Here is a 17,276-nt window from a genome sequence, read left to right on the forward strand (position 1 = left end):
TCAACGGTTAATTTCCCCAAACTTCTTGGGCAACTTCTAGTACCAATTTCACTTTATTCCATTGCTCTTCTTCGGTTAAATGGTTTCCTTCTTCTGTTGAAGCAAAACCGCATTGTGTACTCAAGCAAAGCTGCTCTAATGGAACATATTTAGCGGCTTCTTGGATACGTGCTTTGATGTCTTCTTTTTCTTCCAGCTCACCGGTTTTAGACGTTATCAGTCCTAACACGATTTGACCTTGGCCTTTATAAAAGCGCAACGGTTCAAAACCGCCAGATCGTTCAGTATCGTATTCTAAAAAGTAGCCATCGTAATCTGTTTGGCCAAACAACTCTTTAGCCACCGGTTCGTAAGCTCCGCTCCCAGCAAAGGTAGAAGCATAGTTTCCGCGGCAAATGTGCGTGGTAATCACTAAGTCAGCCGGTTTGTCTTTCAAAATACCTTGCACATTTTTTGCGGACAATTCTTTCAAATTGGTTAATTCTTCTTCAGAAAGATCTTCTACCACTTTGTCGTAACACAATACACCCCAGAAACAATCGTCGATTTGTAAATAACGGCAGCCTAAGCGATAAAACTCTTGAAGCGTTTCACGGTACGCTTGTTGGATATCTTCGCAAAAAGCTTCTACTGTTGGGTAAATAGTTTCATCACGAATGCCTTGGTGCAGCAATTGGTTTGGGCTCGGAATCGTTGCTTTCGGCAGCGCTCTGTCGCCTACACTTTCTTTTAAATAGACAAAGTCTTTAAAAAAAGGATGGTTCGGATTGAAAGCAATCTTTCCTGTATTTCGAACATCGTATTTTTCCGTTTCTACTCCTTCAAAGAAATAGCCGTGCTCTGGTACATAGCCTTCAATTCCTGTTAAGCCTTCTAGGAAATCTAAATGCCACCAGCTTCTGCGGAACTCACCATCAGTTACTGCTTTGAGTCCCACTTCCACTTGTTTATCGACCAGTCTGTTGATTTCTTCATCTTCCGCTTTACGCAATTCTTCTGAAGAAATACTCCCTGACACAAAAGCTTGGCGAGCGTCTTTCAACGCTTTTGGACGTAAGAAACTCCCTACTTGATCTCCTCTAAATGGTGCAACGGTTCTGGTTGATTTTTCTGCAGCTACTGTCATTTTCATTCCCTCTTTCTAATTAGTATTTAAACAAATAAAAAATCCGCCCTCACACAAAAGAAAAATCTTTTGTGCAAGGACGGAATCATTGATTTCGTGTTACCACCTTGGTTTATGAAAACTTCACAGTTTCCACCTTTTCCAGTACTAAAGCAAAACACTACTCGCCATACTGTAGCACTGTAACGGGTGCACCCGTAACAACCTAAAGTTCTATAAAAACTCACTAGAACGTTCAATTGTTCCACTCAAAGACCATTTTCCATTCAGCTTTCTCTTCCCTTTTTCAGCTACCAGGGCTCTCTGTAAAGATTCCGCTTAAATGTACTTTTCTTATCGCTGCGTTTCATCATATTTTAATTTATTTATAATTTTATTTTAACTTAACTAGAAGATACCATTTCTTTATTGTCTTGTCAACAAGCTAACATATTTTTGCTAACTTCTTTATTGGGTAACAGAGACCATACTCGAATAAGATAAATTACTGGGGTATAAACTTCTAATAAAAAACATCAGCCTTCGTAAGCTTTCTGTAACTCAGCGATATCAAACTTTTTCATTTTAAGAAAAGCTTGCGTCACTCGCTGCAACTGCTCTGGATCTTTCGTTGACATCATCTCATTCATTAAAGTGGGAACGATTTGCCACGATAAGCCGTATTTATCTGTTAACCAGCCACATTGCTCAGCTTCTGGAACAAAGGATAGTTTCCCCCAAAAGTAATCAATCTCTTCTTGGTTATCACAATTCACCACAAAAGAAATAGCTTCGTTAAATGAAAACTCATGATTTAAGGCACTATCCATAGCAACAAAATTTTGTCCTTCTAATGTACAAGCACCAAAACGTACAGTTCCTGGTTGATTAGGAGCATCGTTCTCACCATAGTAATCAAATTTATCGCTAGCAGAATTTTTAAAGATAGAGGTATAATAATGAATTGCTTCTTGCGCTTTACCACATTGTTCTCCTGTAAACATCAATGTCGGAGTAATTTTTTGCGCAATCATTTGATTTGGAAGATACATGATTTGCCACGACAAGCCATATTTGTCAGTTGTCCAACCATATCGTTCACTGAATGGATAGGCATCAAGCGGCATAAGGACCGCTCCTCCGCTAGATAGTTTCTCCCATAACTGATCTGCTTCTTCAATTGTGCTGCAATCAATTCGAAAAGAAACGGCTGGTGTAAATTGGAATAGAGGACCTGCAGAAATAGCCATAAAATCTTGTCCAGCTAACGTCATGGTAACCGTTTCTGCTGTTCCTGAAGGAGTATCGTAAATTTTCACCTTGCTGTTAATAGAAGAATTTTCAAATAGCGATGTGTAAAATTCTGCAGCTTCTACGGCTTCTTGATCGTACCATAGATGCGGGACAATTTTTTCCATGGATAGTTCCTCCTTTTATATGCGGTGCATCTCTATCTAAACCAACCTTAGCTCGTCTTATTCTTGAGCACAGTATACAGCACATATAAAAATTGCAAAAGGATTTTATCTTGTCCGTCTCTTAATAATTAGAAGAGCTTTTCTACCATGAAGGAACGACCGCGCCTTTAAATTCCTTTTCAATAAATTGTTTGATCTCGTCCGTTTTATAGTAGTCGATAAATTGCGCTAAGGCTTCATCTTCTTTATTCTCGGTGCGGGAAACAACGTAATTAGCTTGTACCAAATCGTCGACATTTTCCATTAACAAACCATATTCTTCAGGATCCATTTCAGCATCCAATACATAATTTGAATTGATGCCTGCCGCTCCTAAATCTTGCAGTTGGGAAGGCAATTGAGCCGCTTCTGATGTAAGAAAGGTTAAGTTTAAAGGATTTTCAACAATGTCACTGATAATGACTTCTACTCCAGAACCTTCTGGTAATGTGATCAGTCCGGCTTCTTCAAATAATTGCAATGCGCGTCCCTCTTGAGTAGGTGAATTTGGGATACCGATGGTGTCTCCTTCTTTGATATCACTAATATCCTGATAAGCTTCAGAGTAGATGCCCATCGGAATCGTTATGGTCGGTTCTGCTTTGGTTAATTCATATCCGCTTTCTGCTACCACGCTGTCTAAAAAAATACCTGTTTGAAAGGAGTTAATGTCTAATTCGCCTTCTTCTAGAGCTGTATTTGGTTTAACAAAATCTGTGAATGAGACCACCTCGATCTCAAACCCATCTTCTGCCGCCAATTTTTTGACTTCATTTACAATATCTTCATGCGGACCAGCTGTTACGCCGACGGTTAATACGCCATCGCTCAGCAACCCTTCTTTTTCTGAAGAAGCTGCTTCATTTCCACTGCATCCGGTCAAAATGGCTCCGATGGCTAACGTTGTGATCATTCCTAGTTTTCGTTTCATGATAGTGTCCTCCTAACAAGGGTTTTTTCTGCTATTGGTGCTTTAAATAGAGTTAACTGAGCGATTCTTTTTGCTGCTTCGAGGATTTGGTCATCTGCTTGTGACAGCCCTACACGAACATATCCTTCACCCAATGTCCCGAACCCATCCCCAGTTGCCACAATCACATGCGCTTCATTTAGTAAAACATCAAAAAATTCTGCTGATGTAAATCCGTCTGGTGCCTTTATCCATACATAAAAAGAACCTTTGGGCTTTTGAATTTCTAATCCAGTCTGTTCCAATTCAGCGAGAAATAGGTTTCTGCGTTTTTCGTAAATAGCGGTTAATTCTTTTACTGTGGTTTGGTCTCCCCTTAAGGCTTTGGCCGCTGCTTGCTGGATTCCTCCATATAAACTGACATTCGTATGGTCTTGCATCACATTCAAACTTTCGATAACCGATGTATTTCCGACGGCAAATCCAATGCGCCATCCAGCCATATTGTGTGATTTCGATAAAGTGAAAAACTCGATCCCGACTTCTTTTGCTCCAGGCGTCTGTAAAAAACTTAAGGGTTTTTCGCCATCAAACCCGATCGTCCCATAAGCAAAATCATGTGCCACACAAATCTGATTCTTTTGGGCAAAGGCAACAGTATCTGCGAAAAATTCTGCAGTCGCTGTGGCGGCTGTTGGGTTATTCGGGTAATTTAGAAACAACAATTTCGCTTTGGCAGCAATCGTTGGACCGACTAAACCGTATTCAGGTAAAAAATTGTTTTCAGCTAATAACGGCAGTGAAGCAATTTCAGCATCTGCTAAAGCAATACCCGATAAGTAATCTGGATAAGCAGGGTTTGGCAATAAGACTGTATCTCCAGGATTCAGCAAACACTGACTAATGCTCACAATTCCCGCTTTTGACCCATGCAATACGGCTACTTCGGTTTCAGGATCTACCTCAACTCCGTATTCGCGCCAGTAATATGCTGCAACAGCTTCTCTTAAATAGTCATACCCTCGATAGGGTCCGTACCGATCGTTCACTGGATTATCCGCTGCTGCTTTTAACTCATCAACGATAAAAGCTGGCGTTGGCAAATCAGGATTTCCGATGCCTAAGTCGATCACGTCGTATCCTTGTTCGATAAGTTTAGCGGCTTTTGAACGCAAACGAGTAAAGAACTGATTTGGAAGCCGCTTTAACGCATCTGACGGCTCAAATGTGATCATAAAGATTCCCCCATTTTAGTTTCACTAACTACTTTTATCCCTAAATAATCTTCTAAAGAATGAATGGCTTTTTGGATGTCTTCTTTTGCTGCCTCGTAACCAGATTGAATAAGGTTATTGTCTAAGGCTACGCTAGCCGTAAATGCCGCTAATTGATCGTCCGTCAAACGACTTAAGTTCAAATCGGTTAAGGTTTTTGGCAACTGCAGCGATTCATAAAAAACAGCTAATCGAGCTACTTCTACCCATTTTTCTTCAAACGCTAACTGAACCATAATCCCGTAAGCGACTTTTTCGCCGTGTAAAAAGACATGAGTTTCAGGAAAAATGGTTAGTTTATCGTGAACCGCATGAGCAATCGTCGTACGTGCGTATTCATCTCCCAAGCCTCCGACCAAACCGCTGACCGCAATAATGGTTTCACACACTTGGATAAAGGCTGGAGTAAGCGAGTGAGTTTGAATATCTGCAACAGCTTGCTGGCCATAGTTGACGATGGTATCTCTGCAATTTAACGCTGCAGCACGAGAAATCAGCAGCAATGCATTTGTTTGGTGCTCTGGTCGAGACAAGATGACATCCGATTCATACCATTTAGCCAAGGTATCCGCTACTCCGGCCACAAAGTAATTGACCGGTGCATCTAGTAACAAACTCGGTTCAATAGCCAATAAGGCTACTTGTTTCATGTGAATATCAAACCCTAAGCAAACGCCATCTGCTGTATACATCACGCTTAAGGGCGTCCATGGGGCACAGTTGCTGGCTAACGTCGGAATCAAAATCGATTGAACCCCAGTAATTTTTTCTGCAGCATATTTGACGGTATCCATCAGCTTACCGCCACCTACTCCAATAATTGCCTCTGCGTGGGTTTCTTTTAGCCGTTCCACGATTCGATTCACTTCTTCATAGGTACATTCCCCATTGAATGCTACAAATTCTAATGTGATCTCACTGTTGATCAGATGGGATAAATACGTTTCTGCTCTTTTCCAAGAGTTTGTTCCATGAACGATCACAGCTTTACGAATACCTCGTGCTTTTAATTTGCTTGTTAAGGAATCTAAAACGCCGATTCCGCATTCATATTCTTGTGGACCTGTTCTTACAACTAATGACATCTGCATACCCTCCAGCTTTATTTCTATTTGCAAACAAAAAAATCCGCCCTCACACAAAAGAAAAATCTTTTGTGCAAGGACGGAATCATTGATTTCGTGTTACCACCTTGGTTTATGAAAACTTCACAGTTCCCACCTTTTCCAGTACTAAAGCAAAAAACTACTCGCCATACTGTAGCACTGTAACGGGTGCACCCGTAACAACCTAAAGTTCTATGAAAAACTCACTAGAACGTTCAATTGTTCCACTCAAAGACCATTTTCCATTCAGCTTTCTCTTCCCTTTTTCAGCTACCAGGGCTCTCTGTAAAGATTCCGCTTAAATGTACTTTTCTTATCATTGCGTTCCACTCAATTCAAATTTCATTATAATCAAAATTTAATGTAACGCTAATTTAACATCTCTCATTTATTTTGTCAACTTTAATTTCTAATCTTTAGAGATTTTGACGCCTAGAATGCAAAAACATACCTCAAAAGCCCATAAAGATAAAATAAAAAAGCAGTTCAAAGAGTTCTATCTCATATTTCGTTAGTAAAAATGTGGATTTAAACTCCTTACAGCATTCAAAAAGGATTTGCCTATCTTAACGATAGAAATTTAACATCTGGATAGGTTACACTTAGCTTTTACTGTAAAAAAATGAGTATGGCAATGGACTATTCATTTGCCATACTCATTACTAAACTTTTTTGGTTTCATTGATGCTAATGGTAACAAGTTGCCTTTAGCTTTTCTTTAGGTAAAACTCAAATGGTTTCTTAATAAATTAAACTTTTTACTCTCTTCATCTTCTTTTAGCTGTCTCTAGTATTTTTATTGTGTTATAGCTTCTTTTTGGTATGCTATAACTTCTTCTCTAGTCGGTATAGCTTCTTGTCCCCCGAACCTAGAAACTTTGATGCCAGCTGCTATGTTTGCAAATCGTACAGCTTCTACTAAATCATCTGTATCAACTAATGCGGCTGCTAGTGCTCCAGCAAAAGTGTCTCCAGCTCCAACCGTATCAACTGCCCTGACTTTGATTGAATCAACTAAAATCTTTTCTCCATTTTTGTATACTAAACTGCCCTTGTTCCCCATTTTAACGATAACATCAGGAACTCCCATGGCATGTATTTTTTTAGCTGCTTCAAATGCTGTCTCTTCATCTACTACTTTGATTCCAGTTATTTTTTCTGTTTCTTGCTGGTTAGGAGTAACCAAACTTGCATACTTAAGAGCTTCCTCAAAATACCCATCTGCAGGAGCAGGATCTAAAATAGTGTACATCTTTTTTTCTTTCGCAATTTTCATAGTCTCAATAATAGACTCTTTACTCGTTTCCATTTGCAATAATAAAATCTTAGCATCAATATCTGAAAAAACTTCTCTTATGTCTTCTTTTAGAAGTTTTTCGTTAGCGCCCATCGTACCAACCATTGTATTTTCACCACTGTTATCAACAATCGCTACAAAAGTTCCTGTACCTGCTTTATCTGTTTGCAAAATATTGCTAGTTGAAATACCTTTATTTTCTAGGTTTTGAAGCATTTGGTTGCCCGCGCTATCTTGACCAACAGCACCTAAAAAAGCTAATTTCTTCCCTTGTTTCGCTACGCTAACGGCTTGGTTTGAACCTTTTCCTCCAGGCAGCATTTCTATTTTATTTGCGAAAACAGTTTCACTATATTCAGGATAGTTATTCGTTTCCACACGTACATCCATGTTGATACTCCCAAGTACGACTACATCATAATTCATCTTTACTTCCTCCCTACGCTAATAATTGTTTTGTCTTTTGGACATTTTCTTTAAGTGTTCCTGTGCTATTGTATACCGCACTTGATCCGCCGATGTACATCGTTGCTCCATTATCCTTACATTTAGGAATCGTATTCTCTCCAATATTTCCATCTACTTGTATTTCAATTTGCAGCCCGCGTTTTTTTATTTGATCACTAAGCTCCTGGATTTTATCATAGGTAGCCGGTATAAATTTTTGACCTGCAAACCCTGGATTTACCGTCATCACAACTACGTAATCGGTTACGTCATAGACGTATTCCAATACATCCAGTGAAGTAGCAGGATTGATGGCTACCCCTGCTTTCAAACCATGTGCTTGGATTCTTGCTAAGTCGCCTTGTAAATTAGATGTTGCTTCAGCATGTATAGAAATCATATCTGCACCTGCTTCTGCAAATGTATCGATATAGCGACTTGGGTCTGTCACCATTAAATGTACATCAAGTGGTTTTTCAGTTATTTCCCGAACTCTTTTAACAAAGTCGGGGTTAAGACCAAAATTCGGAACAAAAACCCCATCCATAACATCAATGTGATAAAAATCCACTGCTGCATTGTCTAATTCTTTAATATCTTGTTCTACATTTCCCAAATCCGTGCACATTAATGATGGTCCTAGTTTATTCATTTTTTACACTCCTATTATTTGATGACTCTCTGACTATTAAATCAGGAGAAAGATTATATTTTTTGGGCTTACTGTTTGGTTCGTTTATCAAACGGTCCAATTCTTTAATCGTAAGTTCTCCAATACGTGATTTATGCTGACTAACAGTAGTTAATTTGGGATAAAAATAACTTGAAAGCAAAACATTATCATATCCAATGATTTTTACTTGTTCTGGTATTTTTAAGCCTGCATCGATACATGCTCTAATAGCACCAAATGCCATTGCGTCATTAGAACTAAAAATGGCATCAAAAATACAACCATTTTTAATTAATTCATTAATTGCTTCATATCCACTAACCGTTTCAAAATTGCCATAAACAATTTTTTCAAAATCTGTTATTTTATTTTCCTTTAAAGCCTCTCTGTAACCCTCTAAACGATCTAAAGAGCTTTTTTCACCATCTGGTCCCGACAAAAAAACGATTTTCTTACAGTTATTGTTTTTAACTAAATGAGAAACAGCTTGGTATCCGCCATCTTTATGGTTTACTCCAACGGCAGAATAAGGATGTGAAAATTGTGTTCTATCGATTGTAATTGTGGGGATCCCCCGTTCTTCTAAACGTTTTAAATCCTCTTCATTGACATGTAACGAATTAATAATTGCTCCACATGCATAATGATCTACGATTGAATCGAGAAAGTACTCAACTTTTGATCGTTGGTCTTCACTATTACAAAGATATAAGTTGTATCCATATTTACTAGCTGCGGTTTCAATTGCTTCAACTAATTCTGGAAAAAAAGGATTATTTAAAGTGGGTATTATTAAAGCTATCAAATTTGAATCTCGCTTTGATAAGCTTTTAGCTAATGAATTAGGTCTATAGCCTACTTCTTTTATTACCTTATTTACACGTTTAATAGTTTCAGGGCTTGCTTCTCCCTTTCCATTAATGATTCTAGAAACAGTAGCAGTAGAAACATTTGCTAACTTTGCTACATCGCGTATTGTTGTCATACTTTAAACTCCTCTTTGAAAATAACGTAACCGATTACGCTTATTATCATAACTCCTTTTGAAAGCGTTTGTCAACTCAAATATTTTCCCTTGTGTTTAAAAGTTAAATGTGATAAATTGTAAACGTCCTCAAAATTCGTAACCGGTTACGCATTTACGAAAATTAAAGGGGATGTTGAATATGTTTGATGCACTAAATGCAGGATTTAACTTTTTCATTGGATTAGGCGCACCTGCTATGATGTTTATTGTTATTACGTTACTATCGTTAGTATTTAAAGTTTCTTTTTCAAAATCAATTGAAGGCGGTCTCAGAATGGCCATTGCATTAACCGGTATGGGCGCTATTATATCCTTACTAACCGGTGCGTTTGGACCAGCTTTAAATAGCTTTGTTGAATCTACTGGTGTCTCTTTGTCTATAACCGATTTAGGGTGGGCACCTCTAGCTGTGATTACATGGGGATCTATGTATACCCTATATTTTGCGTTCATTTGTATCATTATGAATTTAATTCTATTGTTTACGTCCCTTACTCAAACCCTAAATGTTGATCTATTTAATATTTGGAATATATCTATTATAGGATTGATTATTTTAGAATACTCTAATAACAACATTTTTATAACTTCCATTTTTGTAGTCTTTATCTATGCCCTTATGTTGATCAATGCGGATGTCATGAAACCGACAATCAACGAATTACTAGACTACGAAGAAACAAATATCACTACGACAGCGCATCCATCTTTACTAGTAGCTCCTATCGTAATGGTCTTTAATAAATTAATTGATATCTGTATTCCTTTTATCGATAAATATGATTTTAATGCTGAAATTTTAAATAAAAAAATTGGTTTTTGGGGCAGTAAATTTGCCATTGGTGTTTATTTAGGCCTGTTTATTGGCTTATTAGGACAACAAAGTCCTCAAGAAATCTTCACTCTAGCGTTTACTGCAGGAGTTGCTTTGGAACTGTTTGCTTATGTTGGCGGTTGGTTCGGTCCTGCTATTGAACCATTATCAGATGGAGTTACTACTTTAATGAGCAAACGTTTACGAGGCCGAAAATTATTTATCGCCATCGATTGGCCGATTCTTGCTTCAAGAGCCGAGGTATGGGCAGTAGCTAATATTTTAGCTCCTATTCTTTTAATTATCGCGATGGTTCTTCCAGGAAACCAAGTCCTTCCTTTAGGAGGAATTTTATTAACGGTCCTAACCCCTGCCTTGTTGATTGTTACTAAAGGAAAAGTAATCCGTATGACCATTATTGGTACGATCATGATTCCATTATTCTTATGGGCAGCCACTCTTATAGGAAATTTCCTTACATCAGCATCTATTGCGATGAATAACTTCCCTGCTGGTTTATCAGAAGGACAGTTATTTAGTTCTGTCGATTCGGATCCTTTAGAAAAAATGTTAGCTGTATTATTAGGGAAAGCGGTCGACACTATGGATCTATCCTTAATCTTGTTATCTGTAGCAGCATTAGCGGCTTATATTTTAATGTTCGTGTGGTACTTTAAACAAATGAAAAAAGATAATTTAAAAGCTGCTGAATTGAACAAATCTTCTTTTACAAAACAAAAAGCTGTTAATGTAAGTGAATAGTTGTTTTACTGTTTCAAATTTTTATAAAATCATTAAATATGAGCATACTTTTACCTATTTGGTGCCAGTGGTTTTATTTACTGGCATCTTTTTATTCTTTTATCATAAAGGTTGACACTTATAAAAAGTTGAACTATACTTCTCGGTATATTAACAAAACATTAAATTTAAATGAATCTAACTTAATCAATTTTAACCAAACCGATAATCTAGAGTAGTAGAGAATGATGAATGTTTAAAGAGAGCCGTCAATGGTGAGAATACGGCAACAGGAATTTTCTTGAATGGACTAGAGAGGGCAGCTCTGAAATCATAGTAGGAGCTGACGGGAAACCCTATCCGTTAACAAGCAGGGTACATATGATAGTATGTAAAACGAGTGGGCGCTATAACAGCGTCAATTTGGGTGGTATCGCAGGAGTCTAAGCTCTTGTCCCTTTTTATAGAGGGACAAGGGCTTTTTTTGTACGAAAAAATACGTATATGGACCTAATTGATCAATAGAAAGGATGATAAAAAAATGGCTCTCAAACAACTAAAGACTCCTGAGACAATGACTTCCCCAATAAAGAAAGCAGGTATTAAAACAGCCATTTCTGAATTAATGAATGGCGAGCACTTGAGCTACGAACGAACTACAGAAGCAATGGCAGAAATCATGGATGGCAAAGCGACTAACGCTCAAATTTCCGCTTACCTCACGGCTTTGCGTCTGAAAGGTGAAACCGTAGAAGAAATCACGGCTTCAGCTTCAGTAATGAGAAACTATTCTGAAAAAGTTCATTCTTTGGCAAATACTCTTGATATCGTAGGTACAGGAGGCGACGAAGCTTATACCTTCAACATTTCTACTACTTCTGCTTTTGTGATTGCAGCAGCTGGGGTCCCTATAGCGAAACATGGAAATCGCAGTGCTTCCAGCAAAAGCGGCAGTGCAGATGTGCTTGAAGCATTGGGCATGAATATCCATCTAACGGCTTTGCAGAGCGAAAAAATATTAGAAGAGTTAGGCATGTGCTTTATGTTCGCTCCCACCTATCATCCGGCAATGAAATATGCTGCTCCTGTGCGCAAAGAAATTGGAATCAGAACTCTTTTCAATTTGCTCGGACCTTTGGCAAATCCTGCGGGTGCTCGAATGCAAATGCTGGGAGTATACAATACACAATTGGTAAAACCTTTAGCCGAAGTGCTTAAAAATTTGGGAATGGAAAAAGCGATGGTTTTCTGCGGAAATGACGGATTAGACGAAATCACGCTGACGACCACCACAGAAGTTTCTGAAATCCGAAACGGCACTATCCGCCATTTCCAGTTTGATCCTGCAGAATATGGATTTGACTATTGCCATAAAGAAGAGTTGACTGGCGGCGGTCCTGAAGAAAATGCCCGCATTACATTAGCAGTTCTTTCTGGAGAAACAGGAGCCAAACGAGACACCGTTATCTGCAATGCCGGGCTCTCTATTTACTTAGCTAAAGATAATCTTTCCATTATGGAAGCTATCTTGCAAGCTGCAGACTTGATCGACAGCGGACAAGCTTTAGCAAAAATGGAGCAATTCAAACAACTTTCAAATGAGGTGAATAAATAATGATACTCGATAAAATCTCAGCCGCAACCAAACACCGAGTGGCACGCGCAAAAGAAAAACTCGCTTTAGAAGATTTAAAAAAACAAGCCTTTGCATTGCCTATTGAACAAGATTTTCCTTTTGAAACAGCTTTAGCAGCATCAAATATGAGTTTCATTTGTGAAGTAAAAAAAGCTTCACCATCAAAAGGTGTGATCGCAGTGGATTTTCCATATCAAACGATTGCTCAATCCTATGAAGCTGCTGGAGCAGCTGCGCTATCGGTATTGACTGAACCGGATTTTTTCCAAGGTGAAAATAAATTTTTATCTAAAATCAAACGGACTACTTCGATTCCGATTTTAAGAAAAGACTTTATCGTCGACGAGTACCAAATTTATGAATCCAAAGTTATTGGTGCTGATGCCATTCTGTTGATCGCTGCTTTATTGGAAACTGAAGAACTGAAACGGTATCAAGAGTTGGCACACACTCTAGGAATGTCAGCCTTGGTAGAAGTTCATTCTCAGTCAGAACTCAAAAAATCCTTATCCATAAATCCACGCATCATCGGCGTCAACAACCGAAACTTGAAGACATTTGAAGTCGATATCCAAAATGCTGTTCTGCTTCGAAATCAGGTGCCCCAAAATATCCTTTTTATAGCGGAAAGCGGCATTAAAACGCGAGCAGACATATCCCTGTTAGAAGAAAAGGCCGTAAACGGTGTTCTAATTGGCGAAACATTGATGCAAGCAACAGATAAACAAGCGAAATTAGCAGAATTGCGTGGTGTCTTGAGTGTCTAAAACAAAAGTCAAAATCTGCGGCATCCGCCGTTTGGAAGATAGTGCTATTTTAAATGAAACTTTGCCCGATTTTGCTGGCTTTGTATTTGCAAAAAGCCCTCGGAGAATCACTTTTCAAGAAGCAGAAATTCTCCGTCGCCATCTGGACCGTCGGATACAAACGGTGGGCGTTTTTGTGAATGAACCCGTCGAATCGATTTTGCAGCTAGTGAATGAACAAGTCATCGATTTGATTCAGCTGCATGGGGATGAAGACGACCAGTACTTAAAAGAATTGGCACAACAGACAGATGCAAAAATCATCAAAGCCGTTCGAGTCTCTTCTGAATCCAATCTGAATCGGTCCTATGCAGCTGACTACTTGCTTTATGATGCCTATCACGGAAACAAGATGGGCGGAACAGGAAAAACGTTCAACTGGGAAATGTTGAGAGATAAAAAAGAAGACTATTTTTTAGCAGGCGGCTTGAACCCTCAAAACATCAAGCAAGCCATTCAACAGCTGCATCCTTATGCCGTTGATATTTCCAGCGGTGTTGAAACCGATGGATACAAAGACAGAAATAAGATTATTCAATTGTTATCAAATATACAGGAGGTTACAGCATGAAAAACTATTTTGGAAAACACGGTGGGCAATTTATTCCAGAAACGGTGATGAATGCCATTGCGGAATTGGAAACAGCTTACGATTTTTATAAAGAGGATGCGGATTTTAACGCTGAGCTGAACCATTTGCTAGCCACTTATGCTGGTCGCCCTTCTCTTTTGTATTATGCTGAAAAAATGACAAAAAAACTCGGCGGTGCAAAAATTTATTTAAAAAGAGAAGATTTGAATCATACCGGCGCCCATAAAATCAATAATGTGCTTGGTCAGGTTTTGCTAGCAAAAAAAATGGGAAAAACCCGAATCATCGCTGAAACAGGCGCTGGCCAACATGGAGTAGCCACTGCTACTGCTGCAGCTCTGATGGATATGGAGTGCGTAGTTTACATGGGAGAAGAAGACACCCAAAGACAAGCATTGAATGTTTTCCGGATGGAACTGCTGGGCACGACAGTCATTCCAGTAACTACGGGTACGCGGACATTAAAAGATGCCGTCAATGAAGCTATGAAAGACTGGACTTCTAATTTCGAAGATTCACACTATGCTATCGGTTCAGTGATGGGTCCTCACCCCTTCCCTACCATGGTAAGAGATTTCCAAAAAGTCATCGGCGAAGAAACAAAAGTCCAGATTCTGGAAAGAGAAAACAAACTTCCAGATATGGTTATGGCTTGTATTGGAGGCGGAAGCAACGCCATTGGAATGTTTTATGATTTTATAGAAGATGAAGATGTGCAACTGATCGGCTGTGAAGCTGCCGGCCGCGGAATTGATACCAAAGAAACAGCCGCTACTCTCGCCGTTGGGACACAAGGTATTTTCCATGGCATGTCCTCTTATTTCTGCCAAGACAGTTATGGACAAATCGCTCCCGTTTATTCTATTTCTGCGGGTCTAGATTACCCAGGAGTTGGCCCTGAGCATGCTAATTTGCACGATATTGGCAGAGCGACCTATGTATCCATTACCGATGAAGAAGCGGTTGAAGCTTTTGGCTACTTATCGAGAACCGAAGGCATTATACCCGCAATCGAAAGCTCGCATGCCATTGCCTATGCTAAAAAAATCGCTCCCGAAATGGACAAAGATCAAGTGATCGTCGTCTGTTTATCCGGGCGAGGAGACAAAGATGTGGCTGCCATTGCACGTTACAAAGGAGTGGATATCCGTGAGTAGAATAGCAGCAGCATTTAAAAACAAGAAAGCCTTTATTCCTTTTATTACAGCTGGAGATCCCACGATCGCTACCACTAAACGGGTCATTCGAAAAGCTGTAGACGCCGGCGCAAGCCTCATTGAAATCGGCATCCCTTTTTCTGACCCTGTAGCTGAAGGTCCTGCCATCCAACAAGCGGACGAACGGGCACTATCAAATGGCATCAATGTGGATGATATTTTTCAAATGGTGCAGGATTTGCGCGAAGACATCACAACACCATTTGTCTTGATGACTTATCTCAATCCCGTTTTTGTGTATGGCGTGGATAAATTTATGGCCCGCTGCCAAGAAGTTGGAGTGGACGGGATCATCGTTCCAGACATGCCCTTCGAGGAAAAACACGTCATTTCTGGTGCTTGCAGACAATACGGTGTTGAGCACATCTCTATGATCGCTCCTTCTTCTGATGAAAGAATCCATAAAATCGCCAAAGAAGCTACGGGATTTTTATACGTCGTTTCTTCTCTTGGAGTAACCGGAGTCCGCAGCAATATCAGCACCAATATCGCAGACATCATCAAAAAAGTTAGAGAAGTCAGTGACATTCCTTGTGCCATTGGCTTTGGCATCTCCACCCCCGAACAAGCAAAAGAGATTTCTCAAGCAGCAGATGGCGTGATCGTTGGAAGTGCAATCGTCAATATTATCGCAGAAAAAGGAACAGAATCTCCAGATGCTGTTCATCAATACATTAACAGTATGGTAATGGCTATGGGAGACCGTATAGAAGTATAATAATTAGTTTCTTCTCTATTTTGAAACCTTTATGGGAACGAAAAACGACTATCTTCTTATCACCATAAAAAGTAAATGACAAGTATAATGAACACCAATGTTTGTAACTATCAAGTAAAAATAATATGACATACACAGCATGTTGTAAAGAAACAAAAATGTGTTTCGTATTTTTTACTGTCCAAAGTCAAGATTGTTCATTCTTCTAAACTTTTAAAAAAATAGGAAAAAGACATTTATAAATCGTCTTTTCCCTACTTTTTTTACTATCATTGTTTATAGTATTAATATTGATCGTAGAATAATTTGAACTTATTTATAGCTTCCTCTAGTAGTATAGGGCTAGTCGCTACGTTTATTCTTACATAATTTTCGTAGTTCTCGATAAAACGAGATCCGGTCTCAATTAAAACACCTGTTTCCTTCGCTAGTTCAATAACAAACGAATCTATATTCTCAATTTTATTTAATTTCATCCAAATAAGATAACCAGAATCAGGTTCCTCGAATTGGATTTGAGAGGACTTTAACAGAGTTTTAACTAACTGAATGTTTATTTTAATTTGCTGTATCATTCTATCATGCCAATCATTGCCGTATTTGTAGACGATAGTAATAAATTCCATCCCTATTCGATTGATTGTAATATGAAATTTTTTTAATTCTGTATTTGTAACGGCTCGTAAGGCTTCATTTTTTATGATGAGATAAGACGCATTTATGCCTGATAAATTAAATGATTTATTTGGAGAACTGCTGACAATGATCTTAGAATAGTCTTCCATATAGTGAATTAGAGAACTAAACGGCTTGTCTGACACATTGATTTCGCCGTGAATTTCATCTGACAGAAGAACAATTCCATATGATTTACACAAATAGACAAGCTTTGTAAGTTCTTCGTTTGACCAGATTTTACCAGAAGGATTATGCGGATTACAAAATAAAATCGTTTTTATCTGCTTTTCTTTTATGGTGACTTCTAGTAATGCAAAATCAATTGTATACTCATTTTCTTCTAATTTTAAAGGAAAAGTAACCATTTCTCCAAAATTACTCGCAATGTCTTTAAATACACCATAGACAGGAGTAAAAATCAAGATAGGTTTGTCGTCTGCTACCGCATGTGCAGCTAAATGAAGGCTTGCAATTGTTCCATTAGCAGGAATTATCCATGATTTATCTATACTAGTCATTAGTTTGCTTTGGTACCAATTCACAATACTATTAAAAAAAGCATCACTAATATCAAAGTAACCAAAGTCACCTTTTTTAATTACTTCAATAAATTTTTCTTGAACTTTTTTATCCGGTTTAAAATCAGTATCTGCGATAAATAATGGATAAATATCTTCTCTTCTTGTTTTAAATCGTTTTTCAATATAATTTGTATCCCACTTTTTAGAGCCATTCCCTCTTCTGTCTAAAAGACTATTAAATTCGTTCAATGTGGTAA

General features: G+C 38.5%; 15 protein-coding genes and 3 other annotated features. Of the genes, 6 read left to right on the forward strand and 9 right to left on the reverse strand.

Annotation, left to right across the window (positions count from 1 at the left end; all coding sequences use genetic code 11):
- Window positions 1-7 precede the first annotated feature (7 nt).
- The 8 genes from JHE06_RS10685 to JHE06_RS10720 form a co-directional block, all read right to left on the reverse strand.
- Window positions 8-1,126, reverse strand: coding sequence for a 5-methyltetrahydropteroyltriglutamate--homocysteine S-methyltransferase (locus tag JHE06_RS10685; RefSeq protein WP_201088745.1), 1,119 nt, complete (start codon window positions 1,124-1,126; stop codon window positions 8-10).
- 72 nt (window positions 1,127-1,198) lie between these two features.
- Window positions 1,199-1,475 (reverse strand) — a binding site (T-box leader).
- 166 nt (window positions 1,476-1,641) lie between these two features.
- Window positions 1,642-2,523 carry a VOC family protein gene (locus tag JHE06_RS10690; protein WP_201088746.1) on the reverse strand — a complete coding sequence of 294 codons (882 nt, stop codon included), beginning with the start codon at window positions 2,521-2,523 and terminating at the stop codon, window positions 1,642-1,644.
- Between the two features lie 142 nt (window positions 2,524-2,665).
- Window positions 2,666-3,493: a MetQ/NlpA family ABC transporter substrate-binding protein gene (locus tag JHE06_RS10695; protein WP_201088747.1), complete on the reverse strand. Its 828-nt coding sequence runs from the start codon at window positions 3,491-3,493 to the stop codon at window positions 2,666-2,668.
- Window positions 3,490-4,704 (reverse strand): aminotransferase class I/II-fold pyridoxal phosphate-dependent enzyme, encoded by a 1,215-nt coding sequence (locus JHE06_RS10700; protein ID WP_197409002.1) that lies wholly within the window; start codon window positions 4,702-4,704, stop codon window positions 3,490-3,492. Before JHE06_RS10700 ends, JHE06_RS10695 begins: the two co-directional genes overlap by 4 nt.
- Window positions 4,704-5,831 (reverse strand): iron-containing alcohol dehydrogenase family protein, encoded by a 1,128-nt coding sequence (locus tag JHE06_RS10705; RefSeq protein WP_201088748.1) that lies wholly within the window; start codon window positions 5,829-5,831, stop codon window positions 4,704-4,706. Before JHE06_RS10705 ends, JHE06_RS10700 begins: the two co-directional genes overlap by 1 nt.
- Window positions 5,832-5,903: 72 nt before the next feature.
- Window positions 5,904-6,181 (reverse strand) — a binding site (T-box leader).
- Window positions 6,182-6,648: 467 nt separating this feature from the next.
- On the reverse strand, window positions 6,649-7,575 hold the full coding sequence (locus tag JHE06_RS10710; RefSeq protein ID WP_058919384.1) for a ribokinase: 927 nt from the start codon (window positions 7,573-7,575) through the stop codon (window positions 6,649-6,651).
- 13 nt (window positions 7,576-7,588) lie between these two features.
- Window positions 7,589-8,248: a ribulose-phosphate 3-epimerase gene (rpe, locus tag JHE06_RS10715; protein WP_058919385.1), complete on the reverse strand. Its 660-nt coding sequence runs from the start codon at window positions 8,246-8,248 to the stop codon at window positions 7,589-7,591.
- Complete coding sequence (locus JHE06_RS10720) at window positions 8,241-9,254, reverse strand: LacI family DNA-binding transcriptional regulator (RefSeq protein WP_201088749.1); 1,014 nt, start codon at window positions 9,252-9,254, stop codon at window positions 8,241-8,243. Before JHE06_RS10720 ends, rpe begins: the two co-directional genes overlap by 8 nt.
- A gap of 181 nt (window positions 9,255-9,435) precedes the next feature.
- Here JHE06_RS10720 and JHE06_RS10725 point away from each other — a divergent pair, with 181 nt between their 5' ends.
- The 6 genes from JHE06_RS10725 to trpA all read left to right on the forward strand — a co-directional run bounded on the left by JHE06_RS10725 (window position 9,436) and on the right by trpA (window position 15,820).
- The gene (locus JHE06_RS10725; protein WP_058919387.1) at window positions 9,436-10,872 is read left to right on the forward strand and encodes a PTS transporter subunit IIC; all 1,437 of its coding nucleotides are present in this window, start codon (window positions 9,436-9,438) and stop codon (window positions 10,870-10,872) included.
- 195 nt (window positions 10,873-11,067) lie between these two features.
- Window positions 11,068-11,313, forward strand: a binding site (T-box leader).
- A gap of 79 nt (window positions 11,314-11,392) precedes the next feature.
- Window positions 11,393-12,466 (forward strand): anthranilate phosphoribosyltransferase, encoded by a 1,074-nt coding sequence (trpD, locus tag JHE06_RS10730; RefSeq protein WP_236253510.1) that lies wholly within the window; start codon window positions 11,393-11,395, stop codon window positions 12,464-12,466.
- Window positions 12,466-13,254, forward strand: a complete 789-nt coding sequence (trpC, locus tag JHE06_RS10735) for an indole-3-glycerol phosphate synthase TrpC (RefSeq protein ID WP_058919388.1) — start codon at window positions 12,466-12,468, stop codon at window positions 13,252-13,254. Before trpD ends, trpC begins: the two co-directional genes overlap by 1 nt.
- Complete coding sequence (locus JHE06_RS10740) at window positions 13,247-13,864, forward strand: phosphoribosylanthranilate isomerase (RefSeq protein WP_058919389.1); 618 nt, start codon at window positions 13,247-13,249, stop codon at window positions 13,862-13,864. The genes trpC and JHE06_RS10740 overlap by 8 nt, the downstream gene beginning before the upstream one ends.
- A complete protein-coding gene (gene trpB, locus JHE06_RS10745) occupies window positions 13,861-15,042 on the forward strand; it encodes a tryptophan synthase subunit beta (protein WP_201088750.1) in 1,182 nt (393 codons plus the stop codon). The genes JHE06_RS10740 and trpB overlap by 4 nt, the downstream gene beginning before the upstream one ends.
- A complete protein-coding gene (trpA, locus tag JHE06_RS10750; protein WP_236253511.1) occupies window positions 15,035-15,820 on the forward strand; it encodes a tryptophan synthase subunit alpha in 786 nt (261 codons plus the stop codon). Before trpB ends, trpA begins: the two co-directional genes overlap by 8 nt.
- A gap of 284 nt (window positions 15,821-16,104) precedes the next feature.
- On the opposite strand, the gene JHE06_RS10755 is transcribed toward trpA, so the two are convergent.
- Complete coding sequence (locus JHE06_RS10755) at window positions 16,105-17,268, reverse strand: MalY/PatB family protein (protein WP_201088752.1); 1,164 nt, start codon at window positions 17,266-17,268, stop codon at window positions 16,105-16,107.
- Between the last annotated feature and the right edge of the window lie 8 nt (window positions 17,269-17,276).

The sequence above is a fragment of the Carnobacterium sp. CS13 genome (genome assembly GCF_016653495.1).
Lineage (GTDB): Bacteria > Bacillota > Bacilli > Lactobacillales > Carnobacteriaceae > Carnobacterium_A > Carnobacterium_A antarcticum.